Source organism: Chimaeribacter arupi (assembly GCF_002858805.1).
In the GTDB taxonomy this organism is placed as follows: Bacteria; Pseudomonadota; Gammaproteobacteria; order Enterobacterales; family Enterobacteriaceae; genus Chimaeribacter; species Chimaeribacter arupi.
This window is the reverse complement of sequence record NZ_PJZI01000012.1, coordinates 111,329-126,516: the sequence shown is the minus strand read 5'-3', so window position 1 is coordinate 126,516 and position 15,188 is coordinate 111,329. Positions and strand designations below refer to the sequence as shown.

Annotated in this window: 13 protein-coding genes; 10 read left to right on the top strand and 3 right to left on the bottom strand. The window is 56.6% G+C overall.

Annotated elements, in window-relative coordinates; all coding sequences use genetic code 11:
• Nucleotides 1-266 precede the first annotated feature (266 nt).
• The 4 genes from yfbV to CYR52_RS09275 all read left to right on the top strand — a co-directional run bounded on the left by yfbV (nucleotide 267) and on the right by CYR52_RS09275 (nucleotide 3,953).
• Nucleotides 267-722 (top strand): terminus macrodomain insulation protein YfbV, encoded by a 456-nt coding sequence (gene yfbV, locus CYR52_RS09290; RefSeq protein WP_072930558.1) that lies wholly within the window; start codon nucleotides 267-269, stop codon nucleotides 720-722.
• 129 nt (nucleotides 723-851) lie between these two features.
• On the top strand, nucleotides 852-1,346 hold the full coding sequence (locus tag CYR52_RS09285) for a YfbU family protein (protein ID WP_072930691.1): 495 nt from the start codon (nucleotides 852-854) through the stop codon (nucleotides 1,344-1,346).
• A gap of 22 nt (nucleotides 1,347-1,368) precedes the next feature.
• The gene (locus tag CYR52_RS09280; protein WP_072930688.1) at nucleotides 1,369-2,025 is read left to right on the top strand and encodes a sugar phosphatase; all 657 of its coding nucleotides are present in this window, start codon (nucleotides 1,369-1,371) and stop codon (nucleotides 2,023-2,025) included.
• 98 nt (nucleotides 2,026-2,123) lie between these two features.
• Nucleotides 2,124-3,953: an SLC13 family permease gene (locus CYR52_RS09275; RefSeq protein ID WP_101828479.1), complete on the top strand. Its 1,830-nt coding sequence runs from the start codon at nucleotides 2,124-2,126 to the stop codon at nucleotides 3,951-3,953.
• A 6-nt stretch (nucleotides 3,954-3,959) separates the two neighbouring features.
• Here CYR52_RS09275 and yfbR read toward each other — a convergent pair whose 3' ends face one another.
• The 3 genes from yfbR to CYR52_RS09260 all read right to left on the bottom strand — a co-directional run bounded on the left by yfbR (nucleotide 3,960) and on the right by CYR52_RS09260 (nucleotide 7,733).
• Nucleotides 3,960-4,559 (bottom strand): 5'-deoxynucleotidase, encoded by a 600-nt coding sequence (yfbR, locus tag CYR52_RS09270; protein WP_072930554.1) that lies wholly within the window; start codon nucleotides 4,557-4,559, stop codon nucleotides 3,960-3,962.
• A 117-nt stretch (nucleotides 4,560-4,676) separates the two neighbouring features.
• Nucleotides 4,677-5,891, bottom strand: coding sequence for a pyridoxal phosphate-dependent aminotransferase (locus tag CYR52_RS09265; protein WP_072930551.1), 1,215 nt, complete (start codon nucleotides 5,889-5,891; stop codon nucleotides 4,677-4,679).
• Nucleotides 5,892-6,173: 282 nt separating this feature from the next.
• Entirely contained in the window at nucleotides 6,174-7,733 is a 1,560-nt protein-coding gene (locus CYR52_RS09260) for an MFS transporter (RefSeq protein WP_101828478.1), read from the bottom strand.
• Nucleotides 7,734-8,547: 814 nt separating this feature from the next.
• Here CYR52_RS09260 and lrhA point away from each other — a divergent pair.
• The 6 genes from lrhA to nuoF all read left to right on the top strand — a co-directional run bounded on the left by lrhA (nucleotide 8,548) and on the right by nuoF (nucleotide 15,144).
• A complete protein-coding gene (lrhA, locus tag CYR52_RS09255) occupies nucleotides 8,548-9,480 on the top strand; it encodes a transcriptional regulator LrhA (RefSeq protein ID WP_072930547.1) in 933 nt (310 codons plus the stop codon).
• Between the two features lie 679 nt (nucleotides 9,481-10,159).
• Entirely contained in the window at nucleotides 10,160-10,597 is a 438-nt protein-coding gene (locus CYR52_RS09250; RefSeq protein WP_072930545.1) for an NADH-quinone oxidoreductase subunit A, read from the top strand.
• Nucleotides 10,598-10,612: 15 nt separating this feature from the next.
• Nucleotides 10,613-11,287: a NuoB/complex I 20 kDa subunit family protein gene (locus CYR52_RS09245; RefSeq protein ID WP_072930543.1), complete on the top strand. Its 675-nt coding sequence runs from the start codon at nucleotides 10,613-10,615 to the stop codon at nucleotides 11,285-11,287.
• Between the two features lie 151 nt (nucleotides 11,288-11,438).
• Nucleotides 11,439-13,238: an NADH-quinone oxidoreductase subunit C/D gene (gene nuoC / locus CYR52_RS09240; protein ID WP_072930541.1), complete on the top strand. Its 1,800-nt coding sequence runs from the start codon at nucleotides 11,439-11,441 to the stop codon at nucleotides 13,236-13,238.
• A gap of 2 nt (nucleotides 13,239-13,240) precedes the next feature.
• Nucleotides 13,241-13,777 (top strand): NADH-quinone oxidoreductase subunit NuoE, encoded by a 537-nt coding sequence (gene nuoE / locus CYR52_RS09235; protein ID WP_072930539.1) that lies wholly within the window; start codon nucleotides 13,241-13,243, stop codon nucleotides 13,775-13,777.
• On the top strand, nucleotides 13,774-15,144 hold the full coding sequence (gene nuoF / locus CYR52_RS09230) for an NADH-quinone oxidoreductase subunit NuoF (protein ID WP_072930536.1): 1,371 nt from the start codon (nucleotides 13,774-13,776) through the stop codon (nucleotides 15,142-15,144). Before nuoE ends, nuoF begins: the two co-directional genes overlap by 4 nt.
• Nucleotides 15,145-15,188: the final 44 nt, after the last annotated feature.

Below are 15,188 nucleotides of genomic sequence, written 5' to 3'. Positions count from 1 at the left end.
GTCGTTTCTCGCCGCAATGAATAAAAATCGCTGATGTTGCTCGAAATGTGTTCAGCAACGTACAACAATTACTCAATCCCGGTGAACCGCCTCCGCAGGACACGCCGGTAAGCAGCTAAAAACTGCCCCCGTGCGCCGCCCAGCCGACAGGCCGGGGTAGGATAACGTTCAGGCCAGGGAAAGACAAAATAAATTTGAATGTGCTAAATTTTATTTTGTGCATTACAAGTTTTTTTTAATCTTTATTAAAGAAGTTGAGGTGCTGTATGACAAGTAAGCCGTCCGGTTCTGTCAGCTGGTTTCAGATTTTCCAGCGTGGGCAGCACTATATGAAAACCTGGCCCGCCGACAAGCGGCTGGCGCCGGTATTTCCTGAAAACCGCGTTGCCCGTGCCACCCGCTTCTCTATAACGTTTATGCCGCCGCTGGCTGTGTTTACCCTGACCTGGCAAATTGCCCTCGGCGGCCAGCTGGGGCCGGCGATTGCCACCGCCCTGTTTGCCTGCAGCCTGCCGATGCAGGGGCTGTGGTGGTTGGGCCGTCGCTCGGTGACACCGCTGCCGCCAACGCTGTTGCACTGGTTCCATGAAGTGCGTCAGCGCCTGACGGAAGCCGGCCAGGCGCTGGCACCGGTTGAAGGCACGCCGACCTACCAGACACTGGCGGATGTGCTCAAGCGCGCCTTTAAACAACTGGATAAAACCTTCCTGGACGACCTGTAAAGATCGGCAGGAGGCGGGGCAGGGGCGAAAAAACCCTGCCTGCATCAAACAAACGCCGGCTATTTCGCCGCCGGCCGCGCCAGTGTGCCATGCTGCTGCCATTATGATGCCACGACCCAGGAGTCCATGATGGAAATGACCAACGCCCAGCGCCTTATCCTCTCCAACCAATACCAGATGATGGCCATGCTCAACCCTGAGCAGGCTGAACGGTACCGCCGTTTACAAACCATTATTGAGCGCGGCTACGGCCTGCAGATGCGCGAGCTGGACCACGAGTTCGGCGCACTGCCGGAAGAGGTATGCCGCACCATCATCACCATCATGGAGATGCACCACGCGCTCCAGGTCTCCTGGGAATTGCTCAAAGAGAAAGGCGATGTCGACCCGCGGCGGCTGGCCTTCCTGGGCTTTGATGCCGCCACCGAGGCGCGTTACCTCGGCTATGTGCGTTTTCTGGTGCACACCGAAGGGCGCTACGTGCAGTTCGATGCCGGCACGCACGGCTTTAACGCCCAGACCAAAATGTGGGACAAATACCAACGTATGCTGGCCGCCTGGAGCGCCTGCCCGCGTCAATACCATCTGAGTGCGGTGGAGATCGCGCAAATTATTAATGCCTGACCGATAGGGAGAGAGTATGCCTTTGGAGTGCAAAGGGTTTTTGTTTGATCTGGATGGAACATTAGTGGATTCGCTGCCGGCCGTGGAGCGCGCCTGGACGAACTGGGCCAACCGCCGCGGCGTGTCGCCGGAGGAGGTGCTGGCGTTTATCCACGGCAAGCAGGCGATCACCTCGCTGCGCCATTTTATGCCGGGAGAGAGTGAAGCCGCGATCCAGCAGGAGTTTCTGGCGCTGGAACAGACAGAAGCCTCTGATACCGAGGGCGTGCGTGCGCTGCCCGGTGCGGTACACCTGCTGCGCCAGCTCGATGAGCTGGGCATTCCGTGGGCGATTGTGACCTCCGGGTCGGTGCCGGTGGCCCATGCGCGCCATGCCGCGGCCGGGCTGCCGTCGCCAAAGGTCTTTATCACCGCGGAGCAGGTCAAACACGGCAAGCCCGAGCCTGACGCCTACCTGTTGGGTGCAGAGAAGCTGGGGTTGCCGCCGCAGGACTGCGTGGTGGTTGAGGATGCCCCGGCCGGGTTGCACTCCGGCCTGGCCGCCGGTTGCCGGGTGGTGGCGGTGAACGCCCCGTCTGACACACCGAAACTGGATCAGGTCGACATTATCCTGACCACGCTGGAAGCGTTACAGGTGCAGAAACAGGGTGAACGCATCACCGTCAGCACTGCCCGCTGAGTGCCCGGTTATCTGCTGTAAACATGATTAAGCCCCGCACCCGCGGGGTTTTTTTATGCGATGCTCTGGCCCTCTTTTTCTGACCAGGGAGATATCGCGTGACCGGCCAACTTTTCTGGGTAGCCTGCCTGCTGCTGACTGCCGTTTGTCTGTTTGCCACCAATAAATTACGGATGGATGTGGTCGCCTTATTGGTGATCGTGGCCTTTGTGCTGGGCGGCACCCTGACCGTCAATGAGGCGCTGGCGGGCTTCAGCGATCCCAACGTCATCCTGATCGCCGCGTTGTTTGTGATAGGGCAGGGGCTGGTGCGCACCGGCGTGGCCTATCAGCTCGGCGACTGGCTGGTGCGGGTGGCGGGCAGCAGTGAAATCCGCATGATGGTGCTGCTGATGGTCACCGTGGCCGGGCTGGGGGCGTTTATGAGCTCGACCGGCGTGGTGGCCATTTTTATCCCGGTGGTGCTGAGCGTGGCGGCGCGTTTGAAGTCTGACCCGGCGCGGCTGATGATGCCGCTGAGCTTTGCCGGGCTTATCAGCGGCATGATGACGCTGGTGGCCACGCCGCCCAATATGGTGGTCAACAGCGAGCTGTTGCGGGAAGGGGTAAAAGGGTTTGGGTTTTTTGACGTCACCCCGGTCGGGATCGTGGTGCTAGTGTTGGGGATCCTTTACATGCTGGTGGCACGCCGTTGGCTCGGGCGGGGCACGCAGGCACCGCAGGAGACGTGGGCGCGCCGCACGTTCCGTGACCTGATCCGGGATTACCGGCTGGCCGGGCGGGCGCGGCGTCTGGCGGTGCGGGAAGGCTCCCCGCTGATTGGCCGGCCGCTGGATGACCTCAACCTGCGGGCAACGTACCACGCCAATATTGTCGGGATTGAGCGCTGGCGGAAGTTCCGCCGGGTGATGGTCAGCGCGACCGGCAGCACTGAACTGCGGGCGCGGGATGTGCTGCTGGTGGACATGGCTGACCCGGACATTGATGTGCGGACGTTTTGCAGTGAGCAGCAACTTGAGCCGATGATCCTGCGCGGTGACTATTTTTCAGAGCAGTCGCGCGCGGTGGGCATGGCTGAGGTGTCGCTGATCCCGGATTCGGAACTGCTGGGGAAGAGCCTGCGCGACGTCGCGTTCCGCAGCCGCTACGGCCTGAATGTGGTGGGCCTGCGCCGCCAGGGCGAGGCGCTGCCGGGTGTGCTGGTGGATGAGGAACTGATGCTGGGCGATGTGCTGCTGGTGATTGGTGACTGGAAACTGATCCGCCAGCTTCAGCAACAGACCCGCGATTTCATCGTGCTGAATCTGCCGGCGGAGGTGGATGAGGTGGCCCCGGCCGTCAGCCAGGCACCCCATGCGCTGTTTTGCCTGGCGCTGATGGTGGCCCTGATGGTCACGGATGAGGTGCCGAATGCCGTAGCGGCGCTGGTGGCCTGCTTGTTGATGGGCAAATTCCGCTGCATCGATATGGAAAGCGCCTACCGGGCGATTCACTGGCCGAGCCTGATCCTGATTGTCGGGATGATGCCCTTTGCCGTCGCGCTGCAAAAAACCGGCGGCATTGACCTGATCGTGCGCGGGCTGATGGAGCTCACCGGGGACGCCGGGCCGCAGATGATGCTGCTCAGTTTGTTTGTGCTGTGTGCGCTGATTGGGTTGTTTATCTCGAATACTGCCACGGCAGTGCTGATGGCACCGATTGCCATCGCGGCTGCCAGGGAGATGGGCGTGTCGCCTTATCCGTTCACCCTGGCGATTGCCATTGCCGCCTCCGCCGCCTTTATGACGCCGGTCTCCTCACCGGTGAACACGCTGGTGATGGTGCCGGGCAACTACCGCTTTGGCGACTTTGTGCGGGTGGGCGTGCCGTTCACCCTGCTGGTGATGGGCGTCAGCCTGTTTTTAATCCCCTGGCTGTTCCCGTTTTAAACCCCGTTACAGGGCATTATCCAGGCTGATTTCATCCAGCGACAAGCTGAAGCTCGGCACAAAAATGCTCATGAAATAGGCCATCTCCGGGCTATGGCGCAGGGCCAGGGTTTTCTCCAGCCGCGCCTTGGCCAGGGTAAACTCATTGTTCCCGGCGGACAGCTCCTCCAGGCATTTCAGGTAGGCGCAGAGCGCGTCTGCCTGTTTGACCACATGCTTCTCCTCTTCGCTGTAGCACTGTTCATCCAGCAGTGGGCGGAAGTCGTTCTGCAACTCCTCAGGCAGCATCTCCAGCAGTTTTTGCTGGGCGATCTTCTCAATCTTTTTATATTCGTGGGCAATCTGTGGGTTGTAATACTTGACCGGCGTCGGCAGGTCACCGGTGATCACCTCACTGGCATCGTGGTACATCGCCAGCAGGGCCACGCGCTCCGCACTGAGGTTACCGTTGAATTTCCGGTTCTTGATCACCGCTAAGGCGTGGGCCACAAACGCCACCTGCAGGCTGTGCTCAGAGACGTTTTCAGTCCGCACATTGCGCATCAGCGGCCAGCGGTTGATCAGTTTCAGGCGGGAAAGGTGGGCAAAGAAATGGCTTTGGCTCATGGGGGCGCTCTCAACAACGGCTAGGGAGGGCCTCATTGTGCGCATTCACCGGGGAAGATGCAAATACGCAGGGGCCGCAACAGGCGGCCCCTGATAGGAGAAAGCGGAAAGGCGCGGTTACTGGCGGTAATGCTCCAGGAAGCGGCCGAGTTTGTTGACGGCCATCTCCAGGTCATCCACCCGCGGCAGGGTCACGATACGCACGTGGTCAGGATGCGGCCAGTTAAACGCCGTTCCCTGTACCAGCAGCACTTTTTCCTGCAACAGCAGATCCAGCACCATTTTCTGGTCGTCATGGATATTAAAGCGTTTGGCATCAATGCGCGGGAACATATACAGCGCGCCGCGCGGTTTCACGCAGGAGACGCCGGGGATGTCATTAATCAGTTCCCATGCCCGGTTGCGCTGCTCCACCAGGCGGCCACCCGGCTGGATAAACTCGCTGATGCTCTGGTAACCGCCCAGCGCGGTCTGGATGGCATGTTGCATCGGCACGTTGGCGCACAGGCGCATCGACGCCAGCATCTCCAGCCCTTCGATATAGCCTTTGGCGTGTTTTTTCGGCCCGTTCAGCACCATCCAGCCCTGGCGGAAGCCCGCCACGCGGTAGGTTTTGGAGAGGCCGTTAAAGGTAACGGTTAACAGGTCCGGCGCCAGCGAGGCGATAGAGATGTGTTCGGCGTCATCGTACAGAATCTTGTCGTAGATTTCGTCGGCGAAAATGATCAGGTTGTGCTGGCGGGCCAGCTCAACGATTTCCATCAGCAATTCTTTGCTGTAGACCGCCCCGGTCGGGTTGTTCGGGTTGATTATCACAATGCCGCGGGTGCGCGGGGTAATTTTGCTGCGGATGTCGTCCAGATCCGGGAACCAGTCCGCGCTTTCGTCACACAGGTAGTGCACCGCCTTGCCGCTGGAGAGCGACACCGCCGCCGTCCAGAGCGGGTAATCCGGCGCGGGCACCAGCATCTCATCACCCAGGTTCAGCAACGCCTGCATCGATTGCACAATAAGCTCTGATACCCCGTTACCGATGTAAATATCTTCCACGGTAATGTCGCGCATATTGCGCGCCTGGTAGTGCTGCATGATCGCTTTACGCGCCGAGAACAGCCCCTTGGAATCACAGTAACCCTGCGCTGTCGGCAGATTGCGGATGACATCCACCAGGATCTCATCGGGGGCCTCAAAGCCGAACGGGGCAGGGTTGCCGATGTTCAGTTTCAGGACTTTGTTGCCTTCTTCTTCGAGACGTTTTGCTTCTTTGAGGACCGGACCGCGGATGTCATAACAGACATTGTCCAGTTTGCTGGATTTTTCGATGGGGGACATAAACAAGTGAGCCTTTTGCCGGAATAGCGTGTCCCTACCGTGGAACACTGCAATCTGCACAATGTACTCCGACCGCCGGGCCTTTTGAAGGGTAGCGCTCCGCTTTGGTGCAATTGGTTGCCGGGAAGGGTGCAGATAATCAAAGCCGAACCTGAAAGCGGGTTCGGCCAGAGGATTATTTGGAAAGTGGTGCTGTTGGTAAAATTAAATAACGCGTATCTGCCTCCGGCGTAAAGATAACTCGCCAACACGCCCCCGCCTTTTTACAGCGGGGGCAGGGAATCAGACCGGGCGTTGGTTCAGGTTTTGCCGGGCGCGCTGGCGGCTCTGGTAACCGATGTCATTATTGCCCCACAGTTTTTCATACGGCATACCCGCCAGCAGCTCCACCGTGGCACGCGCCTGCGGCGAAATCTGATCCGGTGCCGGGCCACCGGCCTCTTTTATTCTCAGCGTCTCTTCCCGCAGGGTGTTGTGGGTCTGCAGATTGAGTTTGAAGCGCAGCGAGATGAGGAAGCCGCAGGCCAGCACCAGAACGGTGCCGACGCTCAGGATCAGCAGGATGGTATTGCGCACTTCCGGCACCTGCTCGCTCTGGCCGGAAACAAAGCCGCCGAGCTGCATCGCCACGCCAACCAGCATGATAGCCCCGGCCTGTGAGGCTTTGCGCGTCAAGGTCATGATACCGGCAAAAATCCCTTCGCGGCGCTGCCCGGTAACCACTTCATCGACGTCTGCAATATAGGTGTAGATGTTCCACGGCACATAGTTGATGCCGCCACGGCCCAGGCCCGCCACCGCGGAGATAAACAGCAGTGCGGTCATGCTGTCGTGCATATTGCTGAAGTAGAGCACGGCATAAGACAACGCGCTCATCCCGAACAGGGTGACGACCATCCGGTAAGACGGCGCCGGCCCGAGGCGGATACAGAGCGGGATCATGGCGATAACGGCCAGGAATTGCAGAATGGCCATTGTGCCCATCAGGTTAGACGCCACGGTGGCGCTCTGCATCAGCACAAACACCACATAATAAGTGAACACGGCATTAAAGACGTCCTGTGCGATATAGCCGCCCAGGTACATGCCGAGATGCTGGCGGAAAATCCGGATACGGAACGTCGAAGAGAGTTCGATAAGCAGGCGGCGCAAGCTCTGCCCCAGGCTCAGCTGCTGGTTGGCACGTTCAGCCTGCAACTGCGCCTCAGACATCTCCTCACGCGGGCGCTCCCAGGTAAAGCAATACACCAGCGTCAGGACGATGGCGCAAATCACGGAGAAGACCAGGCTGGCATAGAAGAAGGAGATGGCATTGTCTTTACCGAAAATGCCGAGCAGGATGCCGGGCAAAAACGCCGCCAGAATGGCGGAGAGCTGGGCCATGGCAATACGCGCGCCGGAGAACTTGGTTTTCTGTTTAAAGTCATCGGTCATTTCCGGCACCAGTGTTTCATACGGCACCAGGATCATGGTGTACACCACATCAAAGAACAGGTAAGTCAGCAGATAGTACCAGTAGCCCATGTCACCTACCCACATCAGGCTGTAACTGAACACCATCGGGATGCCGAGCAGAATAAAGAACTTACGGCGGCCAAAGCGTTTGCCCAGCCAGGTGGCACCGAAATTATCGGTTAAAAAGCCCATCAGCGGGCTGACCACCGCATCCAGCACCCGCGCCATCGCAAAAATAAACGTGGCTTCAATGGGTGTCAGGCCGCAAAAAGTGGTGTAAAAATAGAGCAGCCAGGCAGCCGTCAGCGCCGTGGTTCCGGCACCCAGGAAATCACCGGATCCATATGAAAGATAATGGTGTAATCCTATTTTCCGTTTTGTATTCATTATTGACACCTCGGAGCCGGCTGCATTAACCGGCATTGCAGGGAACATTCAGTGGTCAATAGGCTAAGATGAGGTGCAACAAGAAACCTTTTTATCGTTGCCAAACACTTTTTCCGGATGGCAAATGACAAAAGGGCCGGCTGTGCGGCTTCACAGTTCCGGTGTTATTTATTGCAGGAAAGATAAACAACAGAAAAAGGTCTGCTTACCGGATAAAACGATAACCCGCAGGCAATGAATTAGTTTGGCGTAAAACAATTGAAAATTATTGTTATAAATTTGAGTGAAGTATCAGGTGAAATCGTGAAATTTTCATTTTAATGTGATGAAATTATCATAAATCCTGTTGCGATTAATCCGATGACTAATAAAGTTAATGAAGGTGCTTAATCAATGCTGTAGTCAGTTACCGCCTGTATTAGCGCCCTGGCGATTTTCTTTGTCCAGCCTATTTGGAACAGGGTTTTTATAATTTACGTGATAATGGGCTGTTGCATGTTTATAACAATTTTTCGTAACCTCTTTACTGTAAAGAGCAGCAGGTGGCGGAAGGCGGCACAGGATCCGGTCATCTTGTAAAAGACAGGCTCACGTCAGACGAGGGGAGTTTTTTTCATTCTAATAAATCCGCATTCTTAGGTCGGAGGATTATTTTGAATCTAATGAATCGGAAAATTCTGGCGGATTATAACGATTTTTTACCCCTAAGAATTGAGTGGGGGAGTGTCTTATCTGGTATTCTGCATTCTGTGAATACTACACACGCAATGCCAGGGTAGTTTGTTATTAGATTCTAAAAAGTGAAGAAAACACTATGACAAATGCAACTCGTCCGATACTTAATCTGGATCTTGATCTGCTCAGGACCTTTGTCGCTGTTGCTGATTTGAATACTTTTGCCGCAGCCGCTGCTGCGGTTTGCCGTACACAGTCTGCGGTCAGCCAGCAGATGCAGCGTTTAGAGCAGTTGGTGGGTAAAGAGCTTTTTGCCCGCCACGGCCGTAATAAGCTGCTGACTGAACACGGTATTCAACTCCTTGGTTACGCGAGAAAGATTCTGCGGTTCAATGATGAAGCCTGTACCTCGCTGATGTACAGCGATGTCCAGGGCGTTATGACCATCGGTGCGTCCGATGACACGGCAGACACTATTTTGCCCTTCCTGTTAAACCGGGTCACATCGGTCTATCCGAAACTCGCGATTGATGTACGGGTGAAACGCAGCCCGTTCATGATGGAGATGCTGGAGAAGAACGAGATCGATCTGGCCGTCACCACGGTAGTTGATAACGACCACCCACACGTCATCCTGCGTACTTCGCCAACCTTGTGGTACTGCGCCGCCGACTATAAGTTCCCGACCGGCGATGCCGTTCCGCTGGTGCTGCTGGATGAACCCAGCCCGTACCGCAGTATGGCGATTAACTTACTTAACCAGGCAGGAATTCCCTGGCGTATTGCCTATGTCGCCTCGACATTATCCGCAATACGCGCAGCCGTTCGCGCCGGATTAGGTGTGACAGCGCGGCCGATTGAAATGATGAGCCCGGAACTGCGGGTGCTGGGCGATGCTGAGGGCTTGCCGAAACTGCCGGACACGCAATACGGTCTGTACAAAAATGCAGAGTGTGAAAGCGAACTGGCGATGGCAATTTTCAGTGCCGTAGAGAACGGCAATGAGCCTTATGTCGCGACGCAGGCACCTACCAGTGCGGATAATGAATATCTGCTTGACGATGATGATTGATACCGCATAAAGCTATTCAGGTAACCTGTTCAGGATGAACGGGTTATCTTCATTAACTGGTTTTTTTATCGGTTTTTTTACTCTCCGCTTTGTTACTCCCTTCTTTTAGCACTTTTCTGATGGATTCCCTCGCCCAAAGCCTGCTGTTTATTGCAAATAATAAGAATGGTTTTCATTCTCACCCAAAAGGCTTCATGCACTGATCTTATTATTTAAAATAGCGTTTTTATTTTTATGAAAAGCGTAAATCCATTACTGATTTTGTCTGTTTTTTTACCAAACATGCTAAAAGTGTGTTCTGGATCAAAAAAATAACCCCAGTTATTACAAGGAAGCCCAGAAACTTTTTAACAGAGTGCTATAGTTGTTCGCGACTCCTTACTCCTTTTGACATCCTTCTGTTAATGCTCATTTTTTAACTGACACGATTTAGCACAGACACACGCACGTGATGTTAATAAAATGATACTCATGTAAAATAATATAGAGTTACTTTTGTTAAAGTTGACAAAAGGTTATAGAAAGGGGTAAAAAGCCCACAGTAAAACACCGCCTTAAGCGTGTTTCAGGCCCTGTTTTGGTGTGGTTATTAATCCTTCCCTTGAATCGATGTGGTGCAGCAGCTGCCGGTTAAAAGAGCAGAACAAACGTCGCCGCTTTTGATGAGTAAGCTAAGAGTATGTCAACAACCACTGAAGTCATCGCTCATAACTGGGCGTTCGCCATATTCCTTATCGTTGCTATCGGGCTTTGCGGGCTCATGCTTCTCGGCGCGTATTTTTTGGGTGGGAGAGCCCGGGCGCGTGGAAAAAATATCCCGTTTGAGTCAGGCATAGACCCGGTAGGATCGGCAAGAATGCGGCTTTCGGCCAAATTCTATCTGGTAGCCATGTTTTTCGTCATTTTCGATGTGGAAGCCCTGTATCTCTATGCATGGTCAACCTCCATCCGTGAAAGCGGCTGGACGGGTTTCATCGAAGCCACCATTTTCATTGTAGTGTTGCTGGCAGGCCTGGTGTATCTGGTGCGTATCGGCGCGCTGGACTGGGCACCGGTGCGTTCGAAAGGGCGCCGGCCGGAGGCAATAACTCACAACACCCCACGTCATCCGCAGTAACAGCGAGGCATTAAGATGGACTATACGCTGACCCGCGTAGAACCTGACGGTGAGAACGACCGTTACCCCCTCCAAAAACAGGAGATTGTCACCGATCCCCTGGAGCAACATGTTCACCGCAGCGTCTACATGGGCAAACTCGAGCATGCCTTGCATGACATGGTGAACTGGGGGCGCAAAAACTCTCTTTGGCCGTATAACTTCGGCCTGTCGTGCTGTTATGTGGAAATGGTGTCGTCATTTACCGCCGTGCATGACGTGGCCCGTTTCGGGGCGGAAGTACTGCGTGCCTCGCCGCGCCAGGCTGACTTCATGGTGGTGGCCGGTACGCCGTTCACCAAAATGGCCCCGGTTATCCAGCGCCTCTATGACCAGATGCTGGAACCGAAATGGGTCATCTCTATGGGGGCCTGTGCCAACTCCGGCGGCATGTATGACATCTATTCCGTGGTGCAGGGTGTAGACAAATTCCTGCCGGTTGACGTCTATATTCCCGGCTGCCCGCCGCGCCCTGAAGCCTATATGCAGGCGTTGATGCTGTTGCAGGAGTCGATCGGCAAAGAGCGCCGCCCGCTCTCGTGGGTGGTGGGTGACCAGGGGGTGTACCGCGCCAACATGCAATCCGAAAGAGAGCGTAAGCATGGTGAGCGTATTGCAGTGAAAAACCTGCGTACTCCTGACGAGATTTAACGCTACGGTCAGATTCGTCCGTTACGTTGGCTGCTGCACCCCGCACTCTGCGCGCCCGGCAACACGATGCCGCCGTGCAGGGCACAGAGCAGAAAGACAATAAGCGCAGCGACGCCCGGCACGCCCTGACCATTTTGTGTGGTGAAAAAATATGACAGATTTGACGACGCACGACCTCGCCCAGCCGGCCTGGCACTCCCGCGATCACCAGGATGATCCGGTCGTGGGCGAACTGCGTAACCGTTTTGGGCCGGATGCCTTTACTTTGCAGGCAACCCGTACCGGGATCCCGGTATTGTGGGTCAAGCGTGAGCAGTTGCTGGAAATCATGACCTTTTTACGTAAGCTGCCGAAGCCTTATGTCATGCTGTATGACCTGCATGGCATGGATGAGCGGCTGCGTACCCATCGCCACGGCCTGCCGGCGGCGGACTTTTCGGTGTTCTACCACCTGCTTTCCATTGAGCGCAACACCGACATCATGCTCAAGGTCGCGCTGTCTGAAAGCGATCTGCATGTGCCGACCGCCACCAAGGTCTTCCCGAATGCCAACTGGTATGAGCGTGAAACCTGGGAGATGTTCGGCATCACCTTTGACGGCCACCCGCACCTGACGCGCATCATGATGCCGCCGACCTGGGAAGGGCACCCGCTGCGCAAAGACTACCCGGCCCGCGCCACCGAATTTGATCCCTTTACGCTGACCAAGCAGAAAGAAGCGCTGGAGATGGAAGCGCTGACCTTCAAGCCGGAAGAGTGGGGCATGAAACGCGGCACCGAAAATGAGGACTTCATGTTCCTCAACCTCGGCCCGAACCACCCCTCCGCACACGGGGCGTTCCGCATCATCCTGCAACTGGACGGTGAAGAGATCGTCGACTGCGTGCCGGACATCGGCTACCACCACCGCGGCGCGGAAAAGATGGGCGAGCGCCAGTCCTGGCACAGCTACATTCCCTACACCGACCGCGTTGAATACCTCGGCGGCTGCGTCAATGAGATGCCGTATGTGCTGGCAGTCGAAAAGCTGGCCGGGATTGTGGTGCCGGATCGCGTCAACGTTATCCGTGTGATGCTCTCTGAGCTGTTCCGCATCAACAGCCACCTGTTGTATGTCAGTACCTTTATTCAGGACGTCGGGGCGATGACCCCGGTGTTCTTTGCCTTTACCGACCGCCAGAAAATTTACGACCTGGTTGAAGCGATTACCGGCTTCCGTATGCACCCGGCCTGGTTCCGCATCGGCGGCGTCGCGCATGACCTGCCGCGCGGCTGGGACCGCCTGCTGCGCGAGTTCCTGAACTGGATGCCGGCCCGCCTTGACAGCTATGTGAAAGCGGCGCTGAAAAACTCCATCCTGAAAGGCCGCTCTCAGGGCGTGGCGTCATATAACGCCAAAGAGGCGCTGGAGTGGGGCGTGACCGGGGCCGGCCTGCGCGCTACCGGCATCGACTTCGACGTGCGTAAAGCCCGCCCTTACTCCGGCTATGAACACTTCGATTTCGAGGTGCCGCTGGGCGACGGCAACAGTGACTGCTACACCCGCGTAATGCTGAAAGTGGAAGAGATCCGCCAGAGCCTGCGCATCCTGGAGCAGTGCCTGAACAACATGCCGGAAGGCCCGTTCAAGGCCGATCACCCGCTGACCACGCCGCCGCCGAAAGAGCGCACGCTGCAACATATCGAAACCCTGATTACGCACTTCCTGCAAGTGTCGTGGGGCCCGGTTATGCCTGCCAACGAGGCGTCGCAAATGATTGAAGCGACCAAAGGGATCAACAGCTACTACCTGACCAGTGACGGCAGCACCATGAGCTACCGCACCCGCATCAGGACGCCGAGCTTCCCGCACTTGCAGCATATTCCGTCGGTGATCCGTGGCAGCCTGGTATCCGATTTGATCGTGTACCTCGGCAGTATCGATTTTGTAATGTCAGATGTGGACCGCTAACGATGACAGATTTCAATAAAGACTCCCAACCGCTGGCGGTAAACGCTGCCGCACCGGCCGCTGCAGAGCCGTTTGTGCTCTCTGCGGCTGAACGCGATGCGATTGAGCATGAAAAGCACCATTACGAAGATGCCCGCGCCGCCTCCATTGAAGCGCTGAAGATTGTGCAGAAACAGCGTGGCTGGGTGCCGGACGGCGCTATCCACGCCATTGCCGAGGTGCTGGGCATTCCGGCCAGTGACGTAGAAGGCGTCGCGACCTTCTACAGCCAGATTTTCCGGCAGCCGGTTGGCCGCCACGTGATCCGCTACTGCGACAGCGTGGTATGCCATATCACCGGTTATCAGGGCATTCAGGCGGCTATCGAGAAAAAATTGAACATCAAACCAGGGCAAACCACCTTTGACGGGCGTTTTACCCTGCTGCCGACCTGCTGTCTGGGCAACTGTGACAAAGGGCCGACCATGATGATTGATGAAGATACCCACAGCCATCTGAAGCCGGACGATATTGACGGGCTACTGGAGCAATATCAATGACAACCACGGGCTTTACTCCACGAACCATCGTCCGTACCGCTGAGCAGCACCCGCTGACCTGGCGCCTGCGTGACGACAAACAGCCGGTGTGGCTGGATGAATACCGCAGCAAAAATGGCTATGTCGGCGCGGAAAAAGCACTGAAAGGGCTGGCGCAGGATGACGTGGTCACCCTGGTGAAAGACGCGGGCCTGAAGGGCCGCGGCGGCGCAGGCTTTTCCACCGGGCTGAAATGGAGCCTGATGCCGAAAGACGACAGCATGAACATCCGTTACCTGCTGTGTAACGCGGATGAGATGGAGCCGGGCACCTACAAAGACCGCCTGCTGATGGAGCAACTGCCCCACCTGCTGGTGGAAGGAATGCTGATTGCGGCCTATGCGCTGAAAGCGTACCGCGGCTACATCTTCCTGCGCGGTGAATACATTGAGGCAGCCGTCAACCTGCGCCGCGCCATTGCCGAAGCCACTGAAGCGGGCTTGCTCGGCAAAAACATCCTGGGTTCCGGCTTTGATTTTGAGCTGATTGTGCACACCGGGGCCGGCCGTTACATCTGCGGTGAAGAGACGGCGCTGATCAACTCCCTGGAAGGGCGCCGCGCGAACCCGCGCTCCAAGCCGCCGTTCCCGGCCTCTGCCGGGGTGTGGGGCAAACCCACCTGCGTGAACAACGTGGAAACGCTGTGCAACGTGCCGGCCATCGTCGAACACGGCGTGGAGTGGTATCAGGGCATTACCGGCGGCAAAAGCAAAGATGCGGGCACCAAAATGATGGGCTTCTCCGGCCGGGTTAAAAATCCGGGCGTCTGGGAGCTGCCGTTCGGCATCACCGCACGTGAAATCCTCGAAGATTACGCCGGGGGGATGCGTGACGGGCTGAAATTCAAAGCCTGGCAGCCGGGCGGGGCGGGGACGGACTTCCTGACCGCTGACCACCTTGACCTGCCGATGGACTTTGAAAGCATCGGTAAAGCCGGCAGCCGTCTGGGGACGGCACTGGCGATGGCGGTCGACCACGAGATCAACATGGTGTCGCTGGTGCGCAACCTGGAAGAGTTTTTTGCCCGTGAATCCTGCGGCTGGTGCACACCGTGCCGTGATGGCCTGCCGTGGAGCGTCAAAATCCTGCGGGCGCTGGAGCGCGGCGAAGGCCAGCCCGGCGACATCGAAACGCTGGAGCAGCTCTGCCGCTTCCTTGGCCCCGGTAAAACCTTCTGCGCCCATGCGCCGGGGGCCGTGGAGCCGCTGCAAAGCGCGATTAAATATTTCCGGGACGAATTTGAGGCGGGCATCGCCAAGCAGCATTTCAGCAATGCACATGCCATCAATGGCATCCAGAGCAATAACCTGCTGAAGCAGCGTTTTTGATTGCCGCCGCAGAGGCGGGGAGGTTATCCCGCCCGCGCCCTATA

Coding starts and splice junctions, on each gene's coding strand:
- lrhA (WP_072930547.1), top strand. CDS start 8,548: ATGACAAATGCAACTCGTCCGATACTTAATCTGGATCTTGATCTGCTC.
- nuoE (WP_072930539.1), top strand. CDS start 13,241: ATGACAGATTTCAATAAAGACTCCCAACCGCTGGCGGTAAACGCTGCC.
- CYR52_RS09245 (WP_072930543.1), top strand. CDS start 10,613: ATGGACTATACGCTGACCCGCGTAGAACCTGACGGTGAGAACGACCGT.
- nuoC (WP_072930541.1), top strand. CDS start 11,439: ATGACAGATTTGACGACGCACGACCTCGCCCAGCCGGCCTGGCACTCC.
- CYR52_RS09260 (WP_101828478.1), bottom strand. CDS start 7,733: ATGAATACAAAACGGAAAATAGGATTACACCATTATCTTTCATATGGA.
- CYR52_RS09265 (WP_072930551.1), bottom strand. CDS start 5,891: ATGTCCCCCATCGAAAAATCCAGCAAACTGGACAATGTCTGTTATGAC.
- CYR52_RS09250 (WP_072930545.1), top strand. CDS start 10,160: ATGTCAACAACCACTGAAGTCATCGCTCATAACTGGGCGTTCGCCATA.
- yfbV (WP_072930558.1), top strand. CDS start 267: ATGACAAGTAAGCCGTCCGGTTCTGTCAGCTGGTTTCAGATTTTCCAG.
- CYR52_RS09285 (WP_072930691.1), top strand. CDS start 852: ATGGAAATGACCAACGCCCAGCGCCTTATCCTCTCCAACCAATACCAG.
- yfbR (WP_072930554.1), bottom strand. CDS start 4,559: ATGAGCCAAAGCCATTTCTTTGCCCACCTTTCCCGCCTGAAACTGATC.
- nuoF (WP_072930536.1), top strand. CDS start 13,774: ATGACAACCACGGGCTTTACTCCACGAACCATCGTCCGTACCGCTGAG.